The organism is bacterium SCSIO 12643 (assembly GCA_024398135.1).
Taxonomy (GTDB): Bacteria; Bacteroidota; Bacteroidia; order Flavobacteriales_G; family Salibacteraceae; genus CAJXZP01.
Map to the genome: position 1 here is coordinate 2,498,459 of CP073750.1, position 22,067 is coordinate 2,520,525.

15 protein-coding genes and 1 tRNA gene are annotated in these 22,067 nt (G+C 37.0%); 12 read left to right on the forward strand and 4 right to left on the reverse strand.

From position 1 onward, the window contains the following. Positions 1–31: 31 nt before the first annotated feature. Entirely contained in the window at positions 32–3,805 is a 3,774-nt protein-coding gene (gene porU, locus KFE94_10650) for a type IX secretion system sortase PorU (protein UTW65137.1), read from the reverse strand. A gap of 161 nt (positions 3,806–3,966) precedes the next feature. Here porU and KFE94_10655 point away from each other — a divergent pair, with 161 nt between their 5' ends. The 3 genes from KFE94_10655 to KFE94_10665 all read left to right on the forward strand — a co-directional run bounded on the left by KFE94_10655 (position 3,967) and on the right by KFE94_10665 (position 7,841). Then, complete coding sequence (locus KFE94_10655; GenBank protein UTW65138.1) at positions 3,967–4,950, forward strand: type IX secretion system membrane protein PorP/SprF; 984 nt, start codon at positions 3,967–3,969, stop codon at positions 4,948–4,950. A gap of 55 nt (positions 4,951–5,005) precedes the next feature. Beyond that, positions 5,006–6,478 carry an SUMF1/EgtB/PvdO family nonheme iron enzyme gene (locus KFE94_10660; protein ID UTW65139.1) on the forward strand — a complete coding sequence of 491 codons (1,473 nt, stop codon included), beginning with the start codon at positions 5,006–5,008 and terminating at the stop codon, positions 6,476–6,478. 82 nt (positions 6,479–6,560) lie between these two features. After that, positions 6,561–7,841 (forward strand): UDP-N-acetylmuramoyl-tripeptide--D-alanyl-D-alanine ligase, encoded by a 1,281-nt coding sequence (locus KFE94_10665; protein ID UTW65140.1) that lies wholly within the window; start codon positions 6,561–6,563, stop codon positions 7,839–7,841. A gap of 2 nt (positions 7,842–7,843) precedes the next feature. On the opposite strand, the gene KFE94_10670 is transcribed toward KFE94_10665, so the two are convergent. Next, positions 7,844–8,986, reverse strand: a complete 1,143-nt coding sequence (locus KFE94_10670) for an acyl-CoA dehydrogenase (protein UTW65141.1) — start codon at positions 8,984–8,986, stop codon at positions 7,844–7,846. 92 nt (positions 8,987–9,078) lie between these two features. Between KFE94_10670 and KFE94_10675 the strand changes: the two genes are divergently transcribed. From KFE94_10675 to KFE94_10705, 7 genes are all read left to right on the forward strand, one after another. Further along, positions 9,079–10,131, forward strand: a complete 1,053-nt coding sequence (locus tag KFE94_10675; GenBank protein UTW65142.1) for an anhydro-N-acetylmuramic acid kinase — start codon at positions 9,079–9,081, stop codon at positions 10,129–10,131. Between the two features lie 176 nt (positions 10,132–10,307). Next, positions 10,308–11,744 (forward strand): sodium:proton antiporter NhaD, encoded by a 1,437-nt coding sequence (gene nhaD, locus KFE94_10680; protein ID UTW65143.1) that lies wholly within the window; start codon positions 10,308–10,310, stop codon positions 11,742–11,744. A gap of 40 nt (positions 11,745–11,784) precedes the next feature. Further along, positions 11,785–12,477 carry a MotA/TolQ/ExbB proton channel family protein gene (locus KFE94_10685; protein UTW65144.1) on the forward strand — a complete coding sequence of 231 codons (693 nt, stop codon included), beginning with the start codon at positions 11,785–11,787 and terminating at the stop codon, positions 12,475–12,477. 3 nt (positions 12,478–12,480) lie between these two features. After that, positions 12,481–12,873, forward strand: coding sequence for a biopolymer transporter ExbD (locus tag KFE94_10690; protein ID UTW65145.1), 393 nt, complete (start codon positions 12,481–12,483; stop codon positions 12,871–12,873). After that, the gene (locus tag KFE94_10695; protein UTW65146.1) at positions 12,873–13,676 is read left to right on the forward strand and encodes a TonB family protein; all 804 of its coding nucleotides are present in this window, start codon (positions 12,873–12,875) and stop codon (positions 13,674–13,676) included. Before KFE94_10690 ends, KFE94_10695 begins: the two co-directional genes overlap by 1 nt. Further along, positions 13,676–14,899 carry a bifunctional folylpolyglutamate synthase/dihydrofolate synthase gene (locus KFE94_10700; protein UTW65147.1) on the forward strand — a complete coding sequence of 408 codons (1,224 nt, stop codon included), beginning with the start codon at positions 13,676–13,678 and terminating at the stop codon, positions 14,897–14,899. The genes KFE94_10695 and KFE94_10700 overlap by 1 nt, the downstream gene beginning before the upstream one ends. Positions 14,900–14,978: 79 nt before the next feature. Then, positions 14,979–15,053 (forward strand) — tRNA-Val (locus KFE94_10705). Between the two features lie 396 nt (positions 15,054–15,449). Here the strand turns inward: KFE94_10705 and mdh are convergent. Both mdh and KFE94_10715 read right to left on the reverse strand, forming a co-directional pair. After that, positions 15,450–16,382, reverse strand: a complete 933-nt coding sequence (gene mdh / locus KFE94_10710) for a malate dehydrogenase (protein UTW65148.1) — start codon at positions 16,380–16,382, stop codon at positions 15,450–15,452. Between the two features lie 149 nt (positions 16,383–16,531). Continuing rightward, complete coding sequence (locus KFE94_10715) at positions 16,532–17,833, reverse strand: hypothetical protein (GenBank protein UTW65149.1); 1,302 nt, start codon at positions 17,831–17,833, stop codon at positions 16,532–16,534. An 88-nt stretch (positions 17,834–17,921) separates the two neighbouring features. Here KFE94_10715 and KFE94_10720 point away from each other — a divergent pair, with 88 nt between their 5' ends. Both KFE94_10720 and KFE94_10725 read left to right on the forward strand, forming a co-directional pair. Further along, a complete protein-coding gene (locus tag KFE94_10720; GenBank protein UTW65150.1) occupies positions 17,922–18,431 on the forward strand; it encodes a hypothetical protein in 510 nt (169 codons plus the stop codon). Position 18,432: 1 nt separating this feature from the next. After that, positions 18,433–22,059: a gliding motility-associated C-terminal domain-containing protein gene (locus KFE94_10725; GenBank protein ID UTW65151.1), complete on the forward strand. Its 3,627-nt coding sequence runs from the start codon at positions 18,433–18,435 to the stop codon at positions 22,057–22,059. Positions 22,060–22,067 lie beyond the last annotated feature (8 nt).

Consider the following 22,067-nt stretch of genomic DNA (forward strand, 5'->3'; position numbering starts at 1 on the left):
AGAGATAAACGACACTTTTTAAAGGATGTTATTATAGAATGACAATTTTTTCGAATTTTTCGACTGTTTGGCCAAAACTATTGGTAACCTTTACCTTATAAACATAGGTGCCTTTACCTATTCTGTCTCCGTATTCATCTCTACCATCCCAGTTAATAGGACCAACTCTATAGCTGTCACCTTGCTCAATGTGGTCAATGGTCTTAACCAGCTTTCCACTAATTGTGAAAATCTGAATACGTACATCCAGTTGTTGACCTAATGCATTGTGATCAAAATAAAAGTCAGTATTGGTAGTAAATGGATTTGGATAATTTAGAACGTGATCAATATTAAAGGTTGCCGATTTACTTACATAAAATTCAATTTCGGCTTCACTGGAATTATTATAAACGTCCCAAACTTTTAATCTTAGTGTATGTTTACCTTCTGATAAGTTATTTAGATTATAAGATATGGTGCCTCTTTGATAGGAGTTGAGATCGGACTCATAATAATCATTTAAGATTAGAGAGTTAGCCGTATTGTTATCAATAATCGCAACGATATCGTGTCCAATTCCATTCCCTACAGTATTAATTCCGTTTTCATCGAATACTTTGGCATAAATCATTGGATTTTCATCTGTCATACCTCCCATAACAAAAGACTCATCATTCATCCACAAGTTGATAGTCGGTCCCACTTTATCTGCGTCAGGATTTCCATCTCTACCACCAATTTGGAAAGTCTCATCACTCCCAGTGGCATCAGTAATGCCATTTTCAGCATAATAACTAATTTTTCCGGCACCATATTTAAAATCTATGTCTTTTGGTACGATGAAAGAGAACTCGAAGTTTCCGTTTTTTACAGATGCTTTTCCATTAAACAGCGCATTGTTTTGCGTTTCGAATACCATAACCCCATGTCCATCATTGTTTAATGTGGACTGTTTTTTTCTTTGGCTGTAAATAGTTGGATAAACCACACCATTAAAATTTTCCAGTTTTTGCCCGAACTGGTCTGTAACAATACCTGAAATGGTCACTTTTTGGAGTGATTTAATGGTGTCAGGAACCGAAGTGGATTGAACCACATGTTCAGGATATGACATTTGAGCCGCAGGATCTCCCAGTAAAGAGAAGTTTCTGTAATTAATATTTGATCCTCCAACTTTTGAAATTCTTAGAAGATCTCCTAACCGTGGCCATTCCCCATCTACTTTTTCAAAAGCCACCGCAAAGAATTTTTGCGTTAATTCAAAATTTGGAGAAGAATAAACCAGTCTGGTGGTGGTTAATAAGCCCATAGCTGCACCTTCTGGGTTTAATAACGTGAACTCTCCGGCTGATGTTCTCTCCGGGTCATCGAATCGACTAAACTCACACGTAGCGGTAACATATAATGCTAAGGCGTCTAGATTTTGATAACCTTTGATTTGAGTTAGTCCCAGAATTCGCTCGTGTGCGAGACCCAATTCTCCACCATGTCCCACATAATTGATGATTTTACTACCTTTCTCGGTAGCTTTATCAATGGCAATATTGACATCCGGGTAAGTACTTCCTCCGGCATTACTGACTTGTTGATATGCATCCAGATAGATTTTATTAATGTTATAATTAGGATATGTGGTATCAATCTTTGTGGCCAGAAAGTCGGATTGTTTCATATGAACGTTTCCATCTTCATCATCTCCTATAAAAGTGAGACGATTTCTCCAGGGACGCATGCAAGATGGACTAGACATATAATGGATGGTCTTATTGATTACATCCTGCGCCTGGGTAGTATTGTTAACCATGATACGACCAATACCAATATCCAAAGTAGAGGAGAGCTGATCACTTTCATTATCATCTAAAAAACCGACATAGTCATCACTTACATAGGATCCTAATGGGGAATGAGAGTTCCAGGATTGATATGCAGGTACAAAGTTGGTATTACCCGGAAGGCGATTTTTATAGTCATAAGAAGCATCTCCCAGAAGCAAAACATACTTCAACATTTTTGATGGATCATTTCCTGCTCGGTCATAAAGCATTTTATTAAACGATTTGATAGCAGTAATGTCCTGACTTCCAGAAGAAAACTCATTGTAAAGTTGCTGTGTAGTCACTACCACCGTGTTTAGATTACTATTGTTTCTATGAAAATTTGCAAGTTGGTTCGCCTGACTAATAAAATCTGGGTGTGTTACAATAACATAATCTGCAGATTGGATACTGTGAAGGTCTTGGTTGGCCACTTTACCAAAGTTCTTAACTTTCAAAAAGTTTGAATTACTAAAGGCTACAAATTCATTGATTTGTCCACCAGAGGCCTTAAAGCTATTTGCGGTAACAGTCACCTCATTGACTTCCGTTGGTTTTGTTACATTCCAAATGCGATGGCCATTCAATCCGGTCATATTATACTGGATAATATTCGCGCTTTGGGATTGAATATTTCTAAAAGGCATTTGATTTCCGACCATAGTTAACTGACGGTCACAGATGATTTCAATATAATCCAGCCACCCATTTGCAGAGGTACTTTGATCGCTAAATTGAATTCGAACATCAAAATTGTCAGATGGAACATTAAAATTATTTCTACCAGCTACAATAGCAGCATAGTCCGCATAATAACCACCAGATACTCCCGGATGAGAAATATTCAGAATATTTGTCCCGCCTACACTAAAAGCGAAAGTAGATGCACGTCCAATAACACGAAAGGCCATATTAGATTTGATTTCAGCAGTAGATCCGATAGCGTTTGGAAATGAAAAACTAAAAGATTGATCCTTATTAAATGCGAAAGCTTCACCATACCAGTTACGTCCAGATTTAACAAAGTTGAGTAAGTCAACCTCATGATATTGAAAATCTGTAAATGAATTTACAGTTAAATCAGGAGAAGCAGTAACATTTTGCTTTGCGATTCTTTTCGGTTGTCCAATTTCATAATCTCGAGTGATAAAATAATATGTGGTATCAGAGAATAAATGAACTACGTGATTGAAACGATTATTTACATATTTCCAACGGTGTGGATCTTGTCCGTAAAAAAGGATGTAATCGCCTGAATTGATAATACCATCGCCACCATCAACCACTTCGATGGCGTTTTCTTCTAAATCATCTAATCTGGGTTTTGAATTATTAAAAGGTAAGTGTCCTCCACCATTTCCAAAAACTCGTATTTGATCAGATTTTAAATCAGTAACATTAATCCCCAGAGATTGTAACTCACTATACGTGATTTGATATATACCATCTTGAGTAACACCAACTTTCACCCAATCACCGTACCTCAACACAGAATTAACTTTAAAGTTCATTTGAGCCGCTGTGCTGCTTCTTTCATTTGTTGGAGTAATATCATAAGAAAATGAAGTGACTTTATAAATTTCACCAGTAGCCGGATTCTTATAAAGCGGATTGAATGAAATGGTTACAATAGGTTTCTTACGATACCACGTTACCTGAGATTTAGATTCTACTTTATAAGGAATATTTTTATTTAGTAGTGCAGATTGTTCTTCAAAAGAAAGAGGTTCGGATGATTCTATATTAATATTTACTTGAGCATTATTCGCAGAAGAAGGTAAAAAAATGGTTTTAGAAAATAGAGGTAATGAATCGTAGGGGAAGTTGAAAGTTGCATGGTCAAATTGTAATAAAGTGATATCAGATTCATCAAAATCTTTAAAAGTTATTGGGTTTAACCAATTGATATCTACTCGTTTATTTAAAGATCTATCGATGGTGGACAACTGTCCAAATGCACTTGCAGCCACGAAAAGAATAAGGAAATTGAGCAATATTTTTCTCATCTTATAGTTTATTTTGTCTTTAAATTAATTATCACAATTTAATATGTGGTCTGAAAACGAAAGTATAGTTTAAATATTGCCAAAGATCAATTTGAGCTGAAATTCTGGTTTCACAAGTAAAAATAATTCGCTATACTTGCCACGTGCAACACAAAATAGATATGCTTAAAAATAAAACACTCCACATCACTTTGGCGTTATTGCTGGTGTTTGGACTTGTGTCGAGGTCTTTCGCGCAGGATCCTCAGTTTTCGCAATTTTATGCTAATCCGTTGTACACAAACCCTGCTTTTGCAGGTTCTGAGATTTGTCCACGTGTTGTCTTAAACTATCGTAATCAGTGGCCAAAGTTACCAGGTGGATTTACAACTTATAGTCTTTCAGCCGACCAATATGTTGATTTTTTAAAGGGTGGATTAGGTTTGCAGATTTATCAGGATAATGCAGGAAATAATACAATCAAGACATTCAATGTTTCGTTATCCTATGCTTATACTTTAGAAATCAATAGAGATTTATCTTTGAAATTTGGAGCCCAGGGAGCGTATTGGCAAAAATCTTTGGAATGGGATCAATTGACTTTTGGAGATATGATTGATCCAAGATATGGCTTTGTATATTCTACAAATGAACCTTTTGGAGATGAAAGTGTGAATGCTCCTGATTTTTCTGCGGGAATGTTATTATATAGCCATGATTGGTTTATTGGTGGTTCTGTACATCACCTGGCACAGCCGGTAGAGAGTTTCTTTGGATTGAATGATGCAGTATTATATAGAAAGTACACTTTTCAAGCTGGAGCAACTTTTGCTATAGACAAAAGACACCCGGATGAAGGGTCTATTTCTCCTAATGTAATTTATATGCAGCAAGGAGAATCTCAGCAATTCAATATGGGTATGTATGGACGAATGAGTGTCTTTACAGTTGGATTCTGGTATCGATTTAATACATTGAATAGTGATGCAATGATTATATTGGTAGGATTACAAAATGACGATTTTAAATTTGGATATAGTTACGATATAACAGTTTCGAAATTAAATAATTCTACAGGTGGCGCACATGAGTTGTCGCTAGGATTAAAACTTAAATGTCACAAGAAAAAACGTAGACTTCGTAAGCTGCCATGTCCAACTTGGTAGTGAAAATTAAAATATTAATTTTACAACTGCGTTATAGCGTACTAAAACAAGCATGATGAAAAAGACAATATTAGCTTTAACTGCTGTTTCTTTGATAATGGCTTCTTGTAATTATGAGCAATCTGCGGTTACAGGATGGGATTATGATAACAAAGAAAATGGTGATTTTCAGAAGGCTCCGTTTGTAGAGCAAGAAACCGGTCCTAATTTAGTGTTAATCGAAGGTGGTACCTTTACTATGGGTAGGGTAACCGATGATGTAATGCGCAATTGGGAAAATACACCAAGACGTGTTTCTGTTTCTTCTTTTTATATTGACGAAACCGAGGTTCGTAATCTGGACTGGTTAGAATATATGTACTGGGTAAAGAGAATTTATCAGGATGATTATCCGGAAGTTTACGAAGCGTCTTTACCAGATACTTTAGTATGGCGTGATAAGTTGGCTTATAACGAGCCTTACGTAGATTATTATTTACGTCACCCGGCTACCAGAGATTATCCGGTTGTTGGTGTAAGTTGGAAACAAGCAACTGAATTTTGTGCATGGAGAACTGATCGTGTGAATGAGCAAATCATGATTCGCGAAGGTTTTTACAATCACAATCCAAATCAAGTTTCTGATGATAACTTTAATACTGATGCGTATTTATATGGACAGTATGAAGGAGATAAGAATACTGATGGGGTAGATTGGGATGGTCCGAATAGTCCGGGATACAGAAATGTAAAAATGGAAGATGGTATTTTATTACCAAAATACAGACTTCCTACCGAAGCTGAATGGGAATTTGCGGCATATGGATTGATTGGAAATTCATTCGGTGAAAATGTGTTAGAAGGAAGACAATGGCCTTGGAATGGTCATGCAATGCGTAATCCTGAAGATGCGTATATGGGGGCTATGTTAGCAAACTACAAAAGAGGTAGAGGTGATAACATGGGACTTGCAGGTGCTTTAAATGATAATGCAGATATTACAGCTCCAGTATATCAATATTGGCCAAATGATTATGGACTTTATAACATGGCTGGTAACGTAAATGAGTGGGTGATGGACGTATATCGTGCGGCTACTTCAGAAGATGAGTCTGATTTTAGATCTTTTAGAGGTAATGTTTATAAGAAGATTGCAAGAGATGAAGATGGTTATGTTGCGGAAAAAGATTCTTTAGGTAGAATGATCTATGTGGATGTTGAAGCTGCAGATGCAAAAGATCGTAGAAACTATAGAAGAGCTGATAATATTAATTATCTGGATGGTGATTTTGAATCTCAATATAACGAGTCTGTTTGGAAAGATGCTGAGGTTGAGGGGACAGAAACAAACGGTATGTATGAGTATGGTGTGACATCTTTGGTGACTGACCATTCAAGAGTGTATAAAGGAGGTTCCTGGAAAGACAGAGCGTACTGGTTACACCCAGGTACAAGAAGATTCTTAAATGAGGAATTATCTACTGATCATATTGGATTTAGATGTGCAATGGATCGTTTAGGTTCTCCAACAGGATTAGGATCTAGATAAGAATTAGAAACAAACTTATAAGCCTCGCATTTGCGGGGCTTTTTTTATGGTATAAATTTGGACTTTGATAAATAATAACGCAATGATAGAGGCACTTTATTCAGTTTATTTGGAATGTAAAGTTGTTAATACGGATACAAGAAGTATTGAACAGGGAAGTATGTTTTTTGCTCTTAAAGGGGCAAACTTTGATGGGAATAAATTTGCTGACCAGGCGATTCAATCCGGAGCGAGATATGCAGTTATTGACAATTCAGATTATCACATTGAAGGAAAAACGATTCTGGTTGATGACGTATTAAATGCGCTTCAGGAATTAGCTAAGTATCATAGAAAACAGTTAAATATCCCAGTTATTGCAGTGACCGGTTCTAATGGTAAGACAACTACTAAAGAATTGCTAAATGCGGTTTTATCTAAGAAGTATAATGTTGCTTTTACAAAGGGAAATCTAAACAATCATATTGGAGTTCCTTTAACCTTATTGAGTATTGACTCTAAGCATGAAATGGCTTTGATTGAGATGGGAGATAATCATCCTAAGGAAGTGGAGTTTTTATGTGAAATTGCGTCTCCGGATTATGGCTTCGTAACGAACGTAGGAAAGGATCACTTGGAAGGGTTTGGTTCATTTGAAAGGAATATTGAAGCAAAAAAAGAAGTATTTGATTATTTAAATCAAAATGCCGGAACCATATTTTTAGATTTATCAGATGAACTGGTGGTCAGTATGGTTGAACAAGAAGAGCGGGTAATTACTTATGGGGTGTCTCAGGCATATTCTTCGGTTGATTTTTTAGGTTCTGATCCATTATTAAGATTTAAGGATGAGTTGGGGCAGGAGATTGAAACCAATCTATTCGGTGCGTTTAATTTCAATAATATTAAACTAGCCTATTGTATAGGTAAGTATTTTGAGGTGAAATTAGAAAATATTTCAGAAGCCTTAAAAGATTACCAGCCTGATAATAATCGCTCTCAAGTTCTAAAAACAGACAAAAACACCTTGATCATGGATGCTTACAATGCGAATCCTTCTTCGGTAGAACAAGCGGTAAACAGTTTTTCAGAGATGCAAACTCAACAAGCTAAATGGGTTATTCTGGGTGATATGTATGAGTTAGGTAGTTTTAGTGAAGAGGAGCATGAAAATATGTCTAAACTGGTCGCGGAGAAAAGTTTTGAAGAGGCTTTGTTAGTTGGGGAAAACTACGCGAAAACTCGAGTGAATTCTGATGTGAAGAAATTTGAGAATAAAGAGGATGCTGAAGTGTACATAAAAAAAATCGCCCCCGAAGGAGCGATAATTTTATTAAAAGGTTCCAGAGGTATGCGTCTGGAAACCTTTAAAGAAGTTTTGTAATACTATTCTTTAAGAACAGAACGACTGATTACTATTTTCTGAATTTCAGAAGTCCCCTCATAGATTTGAGTGATTTTTGCATCACGCATCATACGCTCTACATGGTATTCTTTTACGTATCCATAACCACCATGTACCTGAACGGCTTCAACTGTTACTTGCATCGCTACTCTAGAAGCAAATTCTTTGGCCATAGCACCTGCTTTAGTAATCGGTAAATGTTGGTCTTTCAACCATGCAGCCTGAAGACACAATAATCTTGCTGCTTCAATTTCTGTAGCCATATCAGCTAATTTAAAACCTATTGCCTGGTGATCCGCAATTGGTTTACCGAAAGCTGTTCTTGTTTTAGCATATTCAACAGATAACTCGTATGCACCTGATGCAATTCCTAAAGCTTGAGAGGCAATACCAATTCTACCACCTTCCAAAATCATCATGGCGAATTTGAATCCAAATCCTTCATCACCGATTCTATTTTCAACCGGAACTTTACAATCGTTGAATAACAAAGTGTGGGTATCAGAACTACGGATTCCCATTTTGTTTTCTTTAGCACCAACAACGAAACCTTCCATATCTTTTTCAACGATAAAAGCACTAATTCCTTTGTGACCTAACTCTGGATTTGTTTGTGCAATTACGATATAAGTAGAAGCGCTACCGCCATTTGTAATCCAGTTTTTAGTTCCGTTTAAGATGTAGTGATCACCATCTCTAACAGCCATTGTTCTTTGAGACGTTGCGTCAGAACCTGCTTCCGGCTCAGATAAACAGAAAGCTCCAATTTTCTGACCTGAAGCTAAAGGAACCAAATACTTCATTTTTTGTTCCTCTGTTCCGTATTTTTCAAGGCCCCAACAAACCAATGAATTGTTCACAGACATCGCAACTGAGATCGAAGCATCTACTTTTGAGATTTCTTCCATAGCCAAAACATAGGAAACAGTATCCATACCACTACCTCCGTATTTTGGGTCTACCATCATCCCCATAAAACCTAGTTCACCTAACTGACGGATCTCTTCAGCTCCAAATTTTTGGCTTTCATCTCTTTCTAATACTGTTTTAGCCACCACATTCTGTGCGAAATCACGTGCGGCATCTCTTACTGCAATTTGCTCTTCTGTTAATTGAAAATCCATTATTTTGTAATTATAATTTCGTATTTCTGTTTGCTGCGAAAATAAGATTTCTCAATGGATATTTCCTATGAGCTAAATCAACAAATTATTCTATGAAATATAGTGTTATAGGTTTAATGTCAGGAACATCTATGGATGGACTGGATCTGGCGTGGTGTGAGTTTGAATATCAAAATGGAAAATGGGGTTTTGACTTGAAAAAAGCAATAACTCTGGGATATGATGAATATTGGGAGAATAAACTGAGAAATGCACGTGAATTAACTGATGTAGAATTAAATAATCTTGATCTGGAATACGGAGAATGGCTGGCTCATGTGGTTCAAACTTTTATTAGAAAAAATGATATTAAGCAAGTTGATTTTATTGCGAGCCATGGGCATACCATTCATCATCGACCGGAAGAAGGTATTACTGTTCAGATTGGAAACGGGGAAATAATGTCTGAAGAGTTGAATGCTAAGGTGGTCTATGATTTTAGAATTCAGGATGTATTATTAGGAGGTCAGGGAGCTCCGTTAGTCCCGATCGGGGATCAAATGATTTTTTACGAATACGAAAGTTGCTTGAATTTAGGCGGTTTTGCCAATATTTCCTTTGAATGGGAAGGTCAACGAGTTGCGTTTGATATCTGCCCAGTGAATATTGTCATGAATCACTTCGCAAGGAAGCTAGGAAAGAAATATGACAAAGGAGGTGAACTTGCACAAAAAGGGAAATTATTACCTGAAGTATTGTCTCAATTAAATGATCTTGAGTATTATGATACAGGTATACCAAAATCTCTTGGTATTGAATGGGTAGAGAAATTTGTATCACCGATTTTGACTTCACATTATAGAGTTGAAGATGTTTTAAGAACATTTGTGGAGCATATTGTAATTCAAATTGATAAGGTATTAAGACGTTATAATGTAAAGAACCTAATGATCACCGGAGGAGGCGCATTTAACTCCTATTTAATCCAAAAGCTAAAAGAGAAATCGTCAGCTAAAATTACCGTGCCCGAAGATCAAATTGTTGACTTTAAAGAAGCTTTGATTTTTGCCTTTTTGGGCGTCTTAAAAGTAAGGGGAGAGGTGAATGTTTTAAAATCTGTTACCGGAGCAAGTCAAGATCATAGCTCAGGTAAAATTGCAGGATAGGAAAGCTTAAAATTCTGGATTTTTATGGGGGAATATTTTAATATTCCAATGTTAACAAGTATTGTTAAAAATCATTGTTAAATATGGTCGAAAGTTATCTTTGGATTTGTTTAATTAATGTTTTTTTGAAGCTTCATAAAAAATAGATTATAAATAGATAAAAATTTAGTGCTGATATGTATACGTTAATGATTGTAGTATTTGTAATAGGCTATTTACTGATAGCTTTAGAACACAATATTCACATTGATAAAGGCGCTTCTGCTCTGTTAACCGGAGTTTTGGTGTGGACGATATTAATTTTTGGAGCGGATAGTATTTGGGGAATTGATTATGGCTGGAGTGTAGCGGAGTTGTATTCCCATTCTGAAGGCTTTCTAAAAGGATTTACAGAGTATTTGATTGCGGATAAAGATGCGATAATGGCATCGGGAGAAGATGTACACATGATCACTAATCATTTTATTGGTCATGAACTTTCGCATCACGTAATTGATATTGCGGAAATCTTATTTTTCTTATTAGGTGCCATGACTATCGTGGAGGTAATTGATGCACATGATGGTTTTGCCGTAATTACTGATCGTATTAAAACAGCGAATAAGGTAAAGTTGATCTGGGTTCTAAGTATGATCACATTCTTTTTCTCAGCAGCGTTGGATAACTTAACCACAGCGATTGTAATGTCAGCATTGTTAAAGAAATTGATCAAAGACAAAAATGATTTATGGTTGTTTGCTGGAATGATCATTGTGGCTGCAAACGCGGGTGGAGCATGGTCTCCAATTGGTGATGTAACTACGATTATGTTGTGGATTGGTGGAAATATTACCGCAGGACATATTGTGACTGGTATTTTTATTCCATCGATGATTGCGTTAATTGTCCCATTAGTGATTTTAACATTCACATTAAAAGGTGAGGTAGCAAGACCAGAACGATTAGATGGTGATGATGTAAGAATTACAACAGATGGAGAAAGAAATCTGGTATTCACTTTAGGTGTGGGTAGTTTATTATTTGTTCCGGTATATAAAACCATTACACATATGCCTCCATTCATGGGTGTTTTACTTGGGTTAGGCTTGATGTGGACCGTGACAGAAATTATCCATAAACGTAAAAATATTCAAGCGAAATCGAAATTATCAGTAAGTGGTGTAATTAGAAAAGTAGATACACCTTCAGTAATGTTCTTTCTGGGGATTTTATTGGCAGTAGGTGCTTTATCTAGTGCGGGTCAGTTATTGGATTTAGCATCTTGGTTAGAGGTTTCTATGGAAGGAAATATCTATGCCATTAATGTCATTATTGGTTTATTATCTTCAATTGTGGATAATGTGCCATTGGTAGCTGGTGCTATGGGAATGTATGAAGTAGGTCCATTCGAACCTGGGTTGGCATATCCGGTAAATCACCCATTCTGGGAGTTCTTGGCTTATTGTGCTGGAACCGGAGGTAGTGCATTAATCATTGGATCTGCAGCAGGTGTTGCTGTAATGGGAATCTTGAAAATAGATTTTATGTGGTATCTAAAACGTATCAGTTTATTGGCGCTGTCAGGATACCTGGCTGGAGCTTTATTTTATTACCTGGAAAACACATTTTTATAATAGATTGTATTAAAAAACGTTATCAACTCAATTTAATCAAATGATGAATCAAGGATTGTTTTTACAAATTACTACAGCAGCAGAAGGAGCTGATGTAATGCCTCACGAAGAGACTTTATCAATCATGAGTCTACTTTTAGGAGGAGGATGGTATATCATGATTCCTTTAGGGTTTTTATCCATTGTTGCAGTATATATCTTCATTGAAAGATATTTATCTGTGGCAAGAGTAGTTAAAGGGGATACCAGTTTTATGGATCGTGTAAAAGAATCTGTTCTCAAAGGTGAAATTGAAAATGCACGTAGAATTTGCAAAGACGTAGATAATCCATATTCAAGAATGATCGAGAAAGGATTAATGCGTGTAGGTAAACCCATGCCGGATATTAGTTTAGCTATAGAAAATGAAGGTAAGCTCGAAATTACCAAGTTAGAACAATCATTGTCTATGGAAGCAACGATTGCTGGTGCTGCACCAATGATTGGATTCCTGGGAACTGTAATCGGTATGATGGCTGCTTTTCATGAGATGAACACGTCTGGAAATAGTGTGGAGTTGAATCAATTGGCTGGAGGTATTATGCAGGCAATGGTAACCACTGCAGCAGGTTTGGTTATTGGTATTGTGGCATACCTTGGCTACAATATTTTAGTAGGTAGAATTGATAAGGTAGCATATAAAATGGATGAATTATCCGTTCGTTTTATTGATATGTTACAAGAACCAGCATAAGACATGGCAGTAAAAGGAAGAAATAAAGTAAGTCCGGAATTCAATATGTCGTCCATGACGGATATTGTATTCTTACTACTCGTATTCTTTATTATTGCGTCTACAATGATTAGCCCTAATGGAGTAGATGTATTGCTCCCTAAAGGAAGTACGAGAACAACTAAAAAAAATCAGGTTTCGGTTTCGATTACCAAAGATTTAAAATATTACGTTGGACAACGTGAAGTAAAGTTTGAACAATTGGAACGTACTTTGCAATCGATGTTAGAAGGCGAAGAAAAACCAGGTTTTTTATTACGTCCTGAGGAAACTGTGGATGTACAATACGTAGTTTCTGTAATGGAAATTGCGAATCGAAATAAATATCAAATGGTACTGGCTACCAGAGGAAAATAATGATTGCATTACCAAAAGAAAGAGAAAAAAGAGAAGGGCTGATTGGGACAATACTGTTCCACGCTATTCTTATTGGTTTTTTTCTTTTCTATGGTTTGACTCATACTGTTCCAATCCCCGAACAGGGGTTAACAGTAAATTTTGGTACTTCGGAAGTAGGAAGTGGAGATAACCAGCCAGAAGTGGCACAAACAGAATCTGATCCACAACCGGATCCTGTGGAAGAAGTGGTCCCGCCAGTTGATGCACAACCTGCTGAAAGTACTCCTGACGTGGCAACGCAAGATGTTCAGGATGCAATAGAAGTTCCAAAGACAAAGACTCCGGAGGAAATTGAAGCAGAAAAGGCTGCTGAGGCTGAAGCCAAAAAGAAAGCAGAGCAAGAAGCTCAAAGGAAAAGAATGGAGGCCATTGCCAATAAACTAAACAATCCAAGTTCAAATGGAGGTGGTGATGGTCCGGATGATCAACCCGGGGATAAAGGACAAACTGATGGTGGTCCGGATGGAGCATATTCCGGAGGTGGTCAGGGAGATGGAAATTATTCATTAGGAGGTCGTGCCGCATTGACAAAGCCTAAACCTGTGTATAACTGTCAGGAAGAAGGTAAGGTAGTCGTAGATATCAAAGTTGATCGTAATGGCAAGGTAGTATATGCTTCAATTGGTAAGGGTACTACGAATACTGCAGAATGTTTAACGCAGAAAGCATTACAAGCAGCGTATAAAACAAAATGGCAACCAAAGGATGGGGCGCCAATCGAACAAAGAGGTAAGATTACTTACGACTTCCAAATTCACTAATGGATTATCAAGAGACAATTGCGTTTTTATTTTCGCAGCTGCCTATGTACCAACGCAAGGGAAAGGCTGCCTATAAAGCTGATCTTTCTAATACTATTGAACTATGTAAGCGCCTTGGAAACCCTGAAAGAGGGTTTAAATCCATCCATATAGCAGGAACAAATGGCAAGGGTTCAACATCGCATTTTGTAGCTTCTATGTTACAAGAGGCAGGGTATAAGGTTGGATTATATACGTCACCTCATCTATTAGACTTTAGAGAGCGAATTCGATTGAATGGGAAAATGATCCCGGAAGAATATGTTGTAGAGTTTGTTGAGAAAAGACAGGAATTACTAGAAGATATTCATCCCTCATTTTTTGAATGGACAGTTGCTTTGGCTTTTACTTATTTTTCTGATCAGGATGTAGATATTGCGGTGATTGAAACAGGATTGGGAGGGAGATTAGATTCTACGAATGTGATTCAACCTTTGGTATCGGTAATTACAAATATTGGATATGATCACATGCAATTCCTGGGAGATACGTTACCAAAAATTGCATGGGAAAAGGCTGGTATTATCAAACCAGAGGTTCCTGTGGTGATTGGAGAGACGCAAGAGGAAGTGAAAGATATTTTTGTTCAGAAGGCAAAGGAAGAAAATGCGCCAATACAGTTTGCAGATGAACAGTCCGAATTGATAGCTTCAACCCAATTGGTCAATTATCAAAAAAAGAATGCGCAAACAGCAGTTGTAGCAGTAAAAGAGTTGCGGGCATTTGGATTTGATGTAAGTAATAACCATATGGTAAAAGGTGTGGAACAAATGGCTCGAAATACTGGGTTAAGAGGTCGCTGGGAAATATTAGGACAGAATCCTTTAATTGTAGCCGATACAGCGCATAATAAAGAAGGGTTGATATATACCATGGAACAAGTCTCAAAAGAGGATTATCATCAATTGAGAATTGTATTTGGAATGGTGAATGACAAGAATGCGGAATCCATATTGGATCTATTGCCTAATGATGCCATATATTACTTATGTCAACCGGGTATTGAAAGAGCGATGCCGGTGGATGAGTTGAAAGATTTATTTTTAATTCAGAAAAAAAATATAAAAATTTTCGATTCGGTTTTAGATGCAAAAAACGCGGCTATTGCTGATTCTCAAGAAGATGACTTTGTGTACATCGGAGGGAGTACATTTGTAGTTGCGGATTCATTAAAAATAATTTGAAAAAAGTCTTGGTAGGTTAGAAACATGGAGTATATTTGCACTCCCAATCGGGAAACGAGTTGAGAAACTCACAAAGATTGGGCGATTAGCTCAGCTGGTTCAGAGCACCTCGTTTACACCGAGGGGGTCGGGGGTTCGAATCCCTCATCGCCCACAGAAGGAAAGCCTATCACGAAAGTGATAGGCTTTTTTTGTATCCAAATGTCCAAACGAAGTTTGAGAATTTGGATACAAAAAAAGGTGTAATTCTGCGTTAGCGGAATTGGCATTCCTTCTACAAATAAACTTGGCGAACAGAGGGAATGCGTAGCAATCCTATAGGTTGTTAAGGTGTTTTGTAAGAAATAGAGTTGGGCAAAGTAATAATGCGCGTTAGGGATAGAAGTGGTACCCCACAGTAAACCGAAGTGGTGCGAGGAGTAAAGCGGAAAGCCCGGCCGAAATGATTGAAAAGAATTGAGGTAACGCCCAAAACAAAAAAATATAAAGTCACAAAAAAGCCGCTAGAAACTCTAGCGGCTTTTTTATTTAATAAGCTTAAATGGGATGATTAGATGTCCATTCCATCTAAAATATCTTTAACACCACGAACAGCTACAGAAGACTCTTCTAAAAGCGCTTTTTCATCACTGTTTAGGTCTAATTCGATAATTTTCTCAATACCGTTTTTACCTAAAATTACAGGTACACCCAAGTAAATATCATTTTGATCATACTCACCGGTTAACCATGCACACACAGGGAAAACTCTTTTTTGATCTCTAACGATAGCTTCTACCATTTGTGCAGCAGCAGCACCAGGCGCATACCATGCAGAAGTTCCTAGTAATTTAACGATTTCACCACCACCAGTTTTTGTGCGATCAACAATAGCTTGTAGTTTATCATCATCAATTAATTCAGTTACAGGAATACCCCCTACAGTTGTATATCTTGGAAGTGGTACCATAGTATCACCATGACCACCCATTAATACAGCTTGAATATCTTTTGGAGAAACGTTTAATTCTAAAGCAAGGAAAGAGCGGTAACGTGCTGTATCTAAGATACCAGCCATACCAAATACTCTACTTGAATCAATACCAGCAGTTTTAAATGCTTGATAAGTCATTACATCTAATGGGTTAGACACAATGATGATAATTGCATCAGGAGAATGTTTAATCACTTGTTCAGTTACTGATTTTACAATTCCTGCGTTAGTTGCGATTAAGTCGTCACGACTCATCCCAGGTTTACGTGGCAGCCCTGAAGTAATAACAACAACTTCAGAACCTGCTGTAGCTTCGTAATCATTGGTTACACCAATGGTTCTTGAATCATACATGTTAATTGGAGAAGTCTCCCACATGTCTAAAGCTTTACCTTCGGCAACGCCATCTTTAATATCAAGAAGAATAATTTCATTAGCCACTTCATTGTGAGCTAATACATTGGCACAAGTAGCGCCTACGTTTCCGGCACCTACAACGGTTACTTTCATCTTAGTTTATTTGTATAAATGTATTATTAATTCGCTATTTTTAGCAGCTCCAAATGTAGCATTTTTGATAAATGCACGAAATGATGTGTGTTAACTTTTTAACATGTTATAAGTATATTTTTTTTATATACTATATTAAAAATTAGAGTTTAAAAAGCAGGAGCAGTAATAGGATTAAATCTATAATAATAATTTGCTGTGGTGACGTGGAAGTATCCGTAGATTAGTGAATTGGTTTTACCGTAAAATCGTCCATTAGTTTTGGCTCTTTGATAAACACCAGGATATTTTGTTAATACTGAAACTGGTCCCATAAGGTTTCCAAAATAGTCAAGACTCTGAGATACAATTGCAATATCAGCATTTCCATATGTCCAACTGCTGTTATTGTTTTGAGCCCATAAAATTTCAATTTGATTGTTACTTGAATAAGATACATCTTCTAGTTTACAAGCTCCACTTGTTATTGTTTGAGTTAAGGAAGAACCAGTGTTATCGGATGTTATTGAGATTATTTGATTTCCAGAAGATCCGGCTACATCAAATACAACTGTGCGATCAGTTCCTATAACATATAAAGGATTCCAAGTTGATGGAGAATTTGGAGTTAGAACTCCTAGATTCCCGGGACTACAGATTCTAACTTTTGGAATTGAAAAATTTGAAGAATATACCTGATTAAGACTTTGCGTAGTCAATGAACTACTATTAAAGCCGATAGAGTTTTCCCAAACTTGTGCTTGACCACTTGCAGTAGCTACAGAAAAAGCCAAAATGATTTGACCATTGCTTGTTTGAGAGTGTGTGCAAGTATGATCAAAAGAGTTAATAGCATCTCCAGGGTTTAAAGATGTAAGTTGCGAAATTGGAGGATTAGCCTGCTGGTTTATGGGTGTATTCCAGTTAATTAAAAAACCATAGATATTATTATTCGAGACATATGTTAAGACAGCATATAAATCTCCAAATGTTTCAAGGCTTATTTTTTCCGGAACCATATTTAGATTAATACCGGCTATGGTGACAGCCGCTTGTGTACTAGAATATGAAAATCCACTGGGAACTCTGTGTTCTAAAATCAATTGCCCATTCTCTACAATAGCAATCAAAGCATTACCTGTTTTTGGGTTAATCACTATATCCGAGCTAGAAGCATTATAATTAAGCACTTCAGAGGAGTTTAGTAATGGTGAGGAAGAAAGATTTGTTGTGCTGCCCCAATAGTATTCTAATGGACCAGAAGCTAAATTTTTCAGAATATTGGCTACATAATGAGCGGTTCCTGAGTTGTAAATTTCAGCACAATAGACATTTGAATGGCTAATATCTTGTGAGCCAGCTACACTTGGGTTTGTAGAAGGAAGAGTTATTTGAGAAATACTTTTAACGGAAAGAATCACCAGAAGAAAAAAAATAGATGTAAGGTGTTTTAAGTAATATTGATTTTTCATATTGGTTATATTTAAATATATTAGAATTAGACTCAAAGGTAGATGTTTTTTTTCAATATTATTGTGATACTAAATCAAAATGGTTACTTTGCTGAAAAGCATAGACATCTATTTTAAACTTATTACGTCTGGCATAGGAGAAACAGTTTTGGAACGGAAAATGAATTTTAAAGGAAAAGAATATTACATCTTATTATTTGCTCTTTGCAGCTCGTTTATTGTATTTGCACAATCTAATGGAATAGATAAGAGAATTGTAGATATGTATGGGCCTACAATGGTAGCACAGATGGAAACTGAACAACCTCAAACATTAGCATACTTAAATTATTATATTCAGTATGGATATAAGATTATAACAGATTTACCTCAAGAAAAAGTATCTAATTTTCCTGATATAAGTTCTTTGAAATTTAAGCAATCTCAAAAAACTGTTACTATAGAAGACATTGAAAACTTGAACATACTAATGCTGGATATTATTCGTGAGCATGACCAGTTTTTAACCTATCGAATTGGAGATACAGGTAAAGTAATAGTGTTTATTGCACCAGACCAAGTGTTGAGTGGATATTTGCTAACTCAAGAAAACAAATAAGATGAAGAAGTATTTGGTTGTTATATTGAGTTTGATTGTTTCGCTTGCTGGTTATTCGCAAACTATTCTAATGAATACTGGAACGTATAATACATGTTCTACCCAATTTGAATCGAGCACCGGATTTGGTTCTGGTGGTCCAGGAACTCCCGGGTATACAAATAATGAAAACTATACATTGACCTTTTGTCCGTCAATAGCGGGAAATATCATTTCAGTAAACTTTGCCTCATTTGTAATGGGACCGGGTGATGTTCTTACCGTGTATAATGGAAGCTCAACAGCAGCGCCTCTATTAGGCGTGTATGATGCTACAAATCCTGTTTTTGGAACGATTTCGGCAATATCAAGTACAAACCCAGGAGGATGTTTGACCTTTCATTTTATTTCTGATACAGCGGGTATTGGAAATGGGTGGACTGCTTCGGTTTCGTGTAGTATTCCATGTCAACAATATACAATAGAAACTGTTTCAATTGATCCTGATACTTCTATTGGTGGATTTATTGATATATGTGATCTAGATACTGCGGAGATTACTGTTGCTGGAATTTATCCAAATAACAATTTGAATTACAATCAAAATGATTCAAATGTGAATTTCTATTGGTATTATGATTCGACTTTAATTGATTCAGGAACTACCTTGAACTTCCCTCCAGATAGTGCAGGTGCTTTTAGGGTCTCCGTTTTTGCAATCGATAGTTTAGGATGTGAAGCGGAGTATAATTTGAACTATTGGTTAAGAGTTTCTACAGAACCAGATTTTACGCCTACATTTTTTGAGTCAGACACAATCTGTTTAGGAGATTCTAATATTTTGACATACGGTGCAATTTCGCAAACCTGGAGTAATGCGGATTCAGGAACATCTCAGCCAACCACGTTTTTACCTGATGTTCCGTTTGGTAGTTCTTCTGCAGTTTATTCTAATACGATTACATTTAGTAAATTTAATTCTGGTGATACGGTTAGTTCACTAGCTGATATCAGTAAGTTTTGGGCTGTGATGGAACATACTTTTATTGGAGATTTATCGATTACTATGACTTGCCCAAATGGAAGTAGTGTAATATTAAAGTCATTTCCAGGAGGCGGAGGAACTAACATGGGGGAGCCGTGTACTGGGACTGGAATAGGAAACGGCTATCTATATGAATGGAAACCAACAGGTAATAACCAAACCAATATGATCAACTATGCTTGTGGGTGTCCTCCGGTAATTTCACCATGTACTGGATTTAATATTGGGGCGTCTTTACCTGCAAATAGCTATGCACCATTCCAAACAATGAATAATATGATTGGATGTCCATTGAATGGAACCTGGACTTTAACCATTGTGGATCAATGGGCTGGTGATGATGGTTATCTGTTTTCCTGGGGAATAGACTTAGATTCAAGTTTGTATCCTTCGACCGTTGTAACATATAACCCGGGGATTGATTCTATTTGGGTAGATACGGCTGCAAATGCACCTGTAACAATGGTGGGGAATGATTCTTTAATATCATATCCTCAAGTGGATAGTGCATCATATTGTTATACGGTAAATATATTGGATGGCTTTGGTTGTACGCATGATACCACTATTTGCTTCTTTGTAAGAGATATGTGTGATCCTGCATGTTATACACCTGTGAGCCCCGCATGGACAACGAGTAAGGTGAGTTGTCCTGGTGGATCTGATGGAAGTATTATTGCCACACCAAATCCGCTGGACATTCCTTATCCATGGACGTTTATATGGACAGACAATTCAGGTAACGTAGTTCAAACTACAGTAGGTTCTACTGTTCCGGATTCTGTTGGAGGATTAACGCAAGGTTTATATCATTTAGAAATTATTGATGGTAATGGGTGTTCAAGTAACTGGAGTCGAAACGTAGGCACAAAACTTCCATTACAAGTTTCAGTACCGGTTGTCGGACAAACCAGCTGTGCGGGATCTACCTGTGATGCGAATGCAACCGCAGTTGTATTTTATGGAACACCTCCATATTCATTTTTATGGAGTAGTGGAGATACATTATCTAACGCAACTACTTTATGTGTGGGAAGTAATATGGTAACAGTTACAGATGCTAAAGGATGTCAGGAAACATTTGCGTTTAATGTGACCGAACCTGCTCCAATTGACGCGAGTGCTTCAGGATCTACTTTAATATGTGTGGGTAATTCAACGAATATTACAGGATCTGCAACGGGCGGAACCCCACCGTATTCTTATACCTGGAGTACCGGAGCAATTACAGCTACTACAGGGGTATCTCCAACGTTGGATCAGTCATTTACCGTTGTGGTTACAGATGCAAATAACTGTCCTCCGGATAGTGCTGATGTAACAGTATATGTTAGACCTCCATTGAGTATATCATTTGATAGTCCGGATACATTATGTCCGGGAGATACTGTTGGTCTTTTGGCATTTGGACATGGTGGAGATAGTTTATATAATTATCAATGGGAACAAGGCTTAGGAAATACAGCTGCAGTTCAGACTTTGGTAACGACTTCTCAATTTTACACTGTAACTGTAACAGATGCTTGTGGAACTGTTCCGGCTGTAGATTCAGTATGGGTTCAAATTGGTGGTTATGCACCATTAAAAGTGTCAACAACACCTAGTGATACGATTTGTATTGGAGAGCAATTCTATATGTATGCAAAAGCTTCAGGTGGAGATGGGAAGTTCACTTATACTTGGGATAATGGTTTAGGAAATGGTCAGGCACATTTGGTAGTACCGACTCAAGCAACCAGTTATACGGTAACAGTTGTGGATGAGTGTTTGACACCAGCAGGTATTGCAACCATAAATGTGGATGTTGGCAATTTTGAGGATTTTGAAGCGTGGGTGGATACTGCGGTTAATTGTGATCCTGGAACCTTTGAATTTGGATTTGATACGGTGAACTCGGCATTTAATTATGAATTGAATTTCGGTAAGGGATATGAAACTGTAGATCCAAGACAAAAGATTGAGCGTTTGTTTACTGCGGATGGATGTCATGATGTAACAGTGAGATTAACCTCTCAATATGGATGTATTACTAAAAAGCAATATCCATGTATGTTTAAAGTATTACCAACTCCAATTGCTGATTTTGATTTTAAATCGCATCAACCGGATATTCTAGAGCATTATGTAGATTTCTGGGATAAGAGTAAAGGTGCAACCACCTGGTCATGGTATTCCAATGGATCGGATTCTGCAATTAGTACGGAAGATCAGTTCAGTTATCCATTCCCGGTTGAAGGTGTATATAACATTAAACTTGTTGTAAGTAATGAGTTTGGTTGTGCCGATTCAACGAACACGGATTTACCGGTGGCTTATGTAACGACATATTATTATCCAACAGCATTTACTCCAGATGGTAATGGCCATAATGAAGAGTTTAAAATTGTTGGAGAAGGTGTTATGGATGAAGATTATGACTTGCAAATCTTTGATAGATGGGGAGGCCTGGTATTTAAAACTTCATCGAAAGATCAAGGGTGGAATGGTAGAATGAACAATACTGGTGATATGATGATGACGGGAGTGTATATGTATACTTATACGTTAAGGCTACATGATGGTAGAAAAATCACGGATTACGGACAAGTACATCTATTGAAATAAGAAAAAGT

What these genes read in the sequence shown, in the direction of transcription:
- porU (UTW65137.1), bottom strand. Translation starts at nt 3,805, where the DNA reads ATGAGAAAAATATTGCTCAATTTCCTTATTCTTTTCGTGGCTGCAAGT.
- KFE94_10655 (UTW65138.1), top strand. Translation starts at nt 3,967, where the DNA reads ATGCTTAAAAATAAAACACTCCACATCACTTTGGCGTTATTGCTGGTG.
- KFE94_10660 (UTW65139.1), top strand. Translation starts at nt 5,006, where the DNA reads ATGAAAAAGACAATATTAGCTTTAACTGCTGTTTCTTTGATAATGGCT.
- KFE94_10665 (UTW65140.1), top strand. Translation starts at nt 6,561, where the DNA reads ATGATAGAGGCACTTTATTCAGTTTATTTGGAATGTAAAGTTGTTAAT.
- KFE94_10670 (UTW65141.1), bottom strand. Translation starts at nt 8,986, where the DNA reads ATGGATTTTCAATTAACAGAAGAGCAAATTGCAGTAAGAGATGCCGCA.
- KFE94_10675 (UTW65142.1), top strand. Translation starts at nt 9,079, where the DNA reads ATGAAATATAGTGTTATAGGTTTAATGTCAGGAACATCTATGGATGGA.
- nhaD (UTW65143.1), top strand. Translation starts at nt 10,308, where the DNA reads ATGTATACGTTAATGATTGTAGTATTTGTAATAGGCTATTTACTGATA.
- KFE94_10685 (UTW65144.1), top strand. Translation starts at nt 11,785, where the DNA reads ATGATGAATCAAGGATTGTTTTTACAAATTACTACAGCAGCAGAAGGA.
- KFE94_10690 (UTW65145.1), top strand. Translation starts at nt 12,481, where the DNA reads ATGGCAGTAAAAGGAAGAAATAAAGTAAGTCCGGAATTCAATATGTCG.
- KFE94_10695 (UTW65146.1), top strand. Translation starts at nt 12,873, where the DNA reads ATGATTGCATTACCAAAAGAAAGAGAAAAAAGAGAAGGGCTGATTGGG.
- KFE94_10700 (UTW65147.1), top strand. Translation starts at nt 13,676, where the DNA reads ATGGATTATCAAGAGACAATTGCGTTTTTATTTTCGCAGCTGCCTATG.
- mdh (UTW65148.1), bottom strand. Translation starts at nt 16,382, where the DNA reads ATGAAAGTAACCGTTGTAGGTGCCGGAAACGTAGGCGCTACTTGTGCC.
- KFE94_10715 (UTW65149.1), bottom strand. Translation starts at nt 17,833, where the DNA reads ATGAAAAATCAATATTACTTAAAACACCTTACATCTATTTTTTTTCTT.
- KFE94_10725 (UTW65151.1), top strand. Translation starts at nt 18,433, where the DNA reads ATGAAGAAGTATTTGGTTGTTATATTGAGTTTGATTGTTTCGCTTGCT.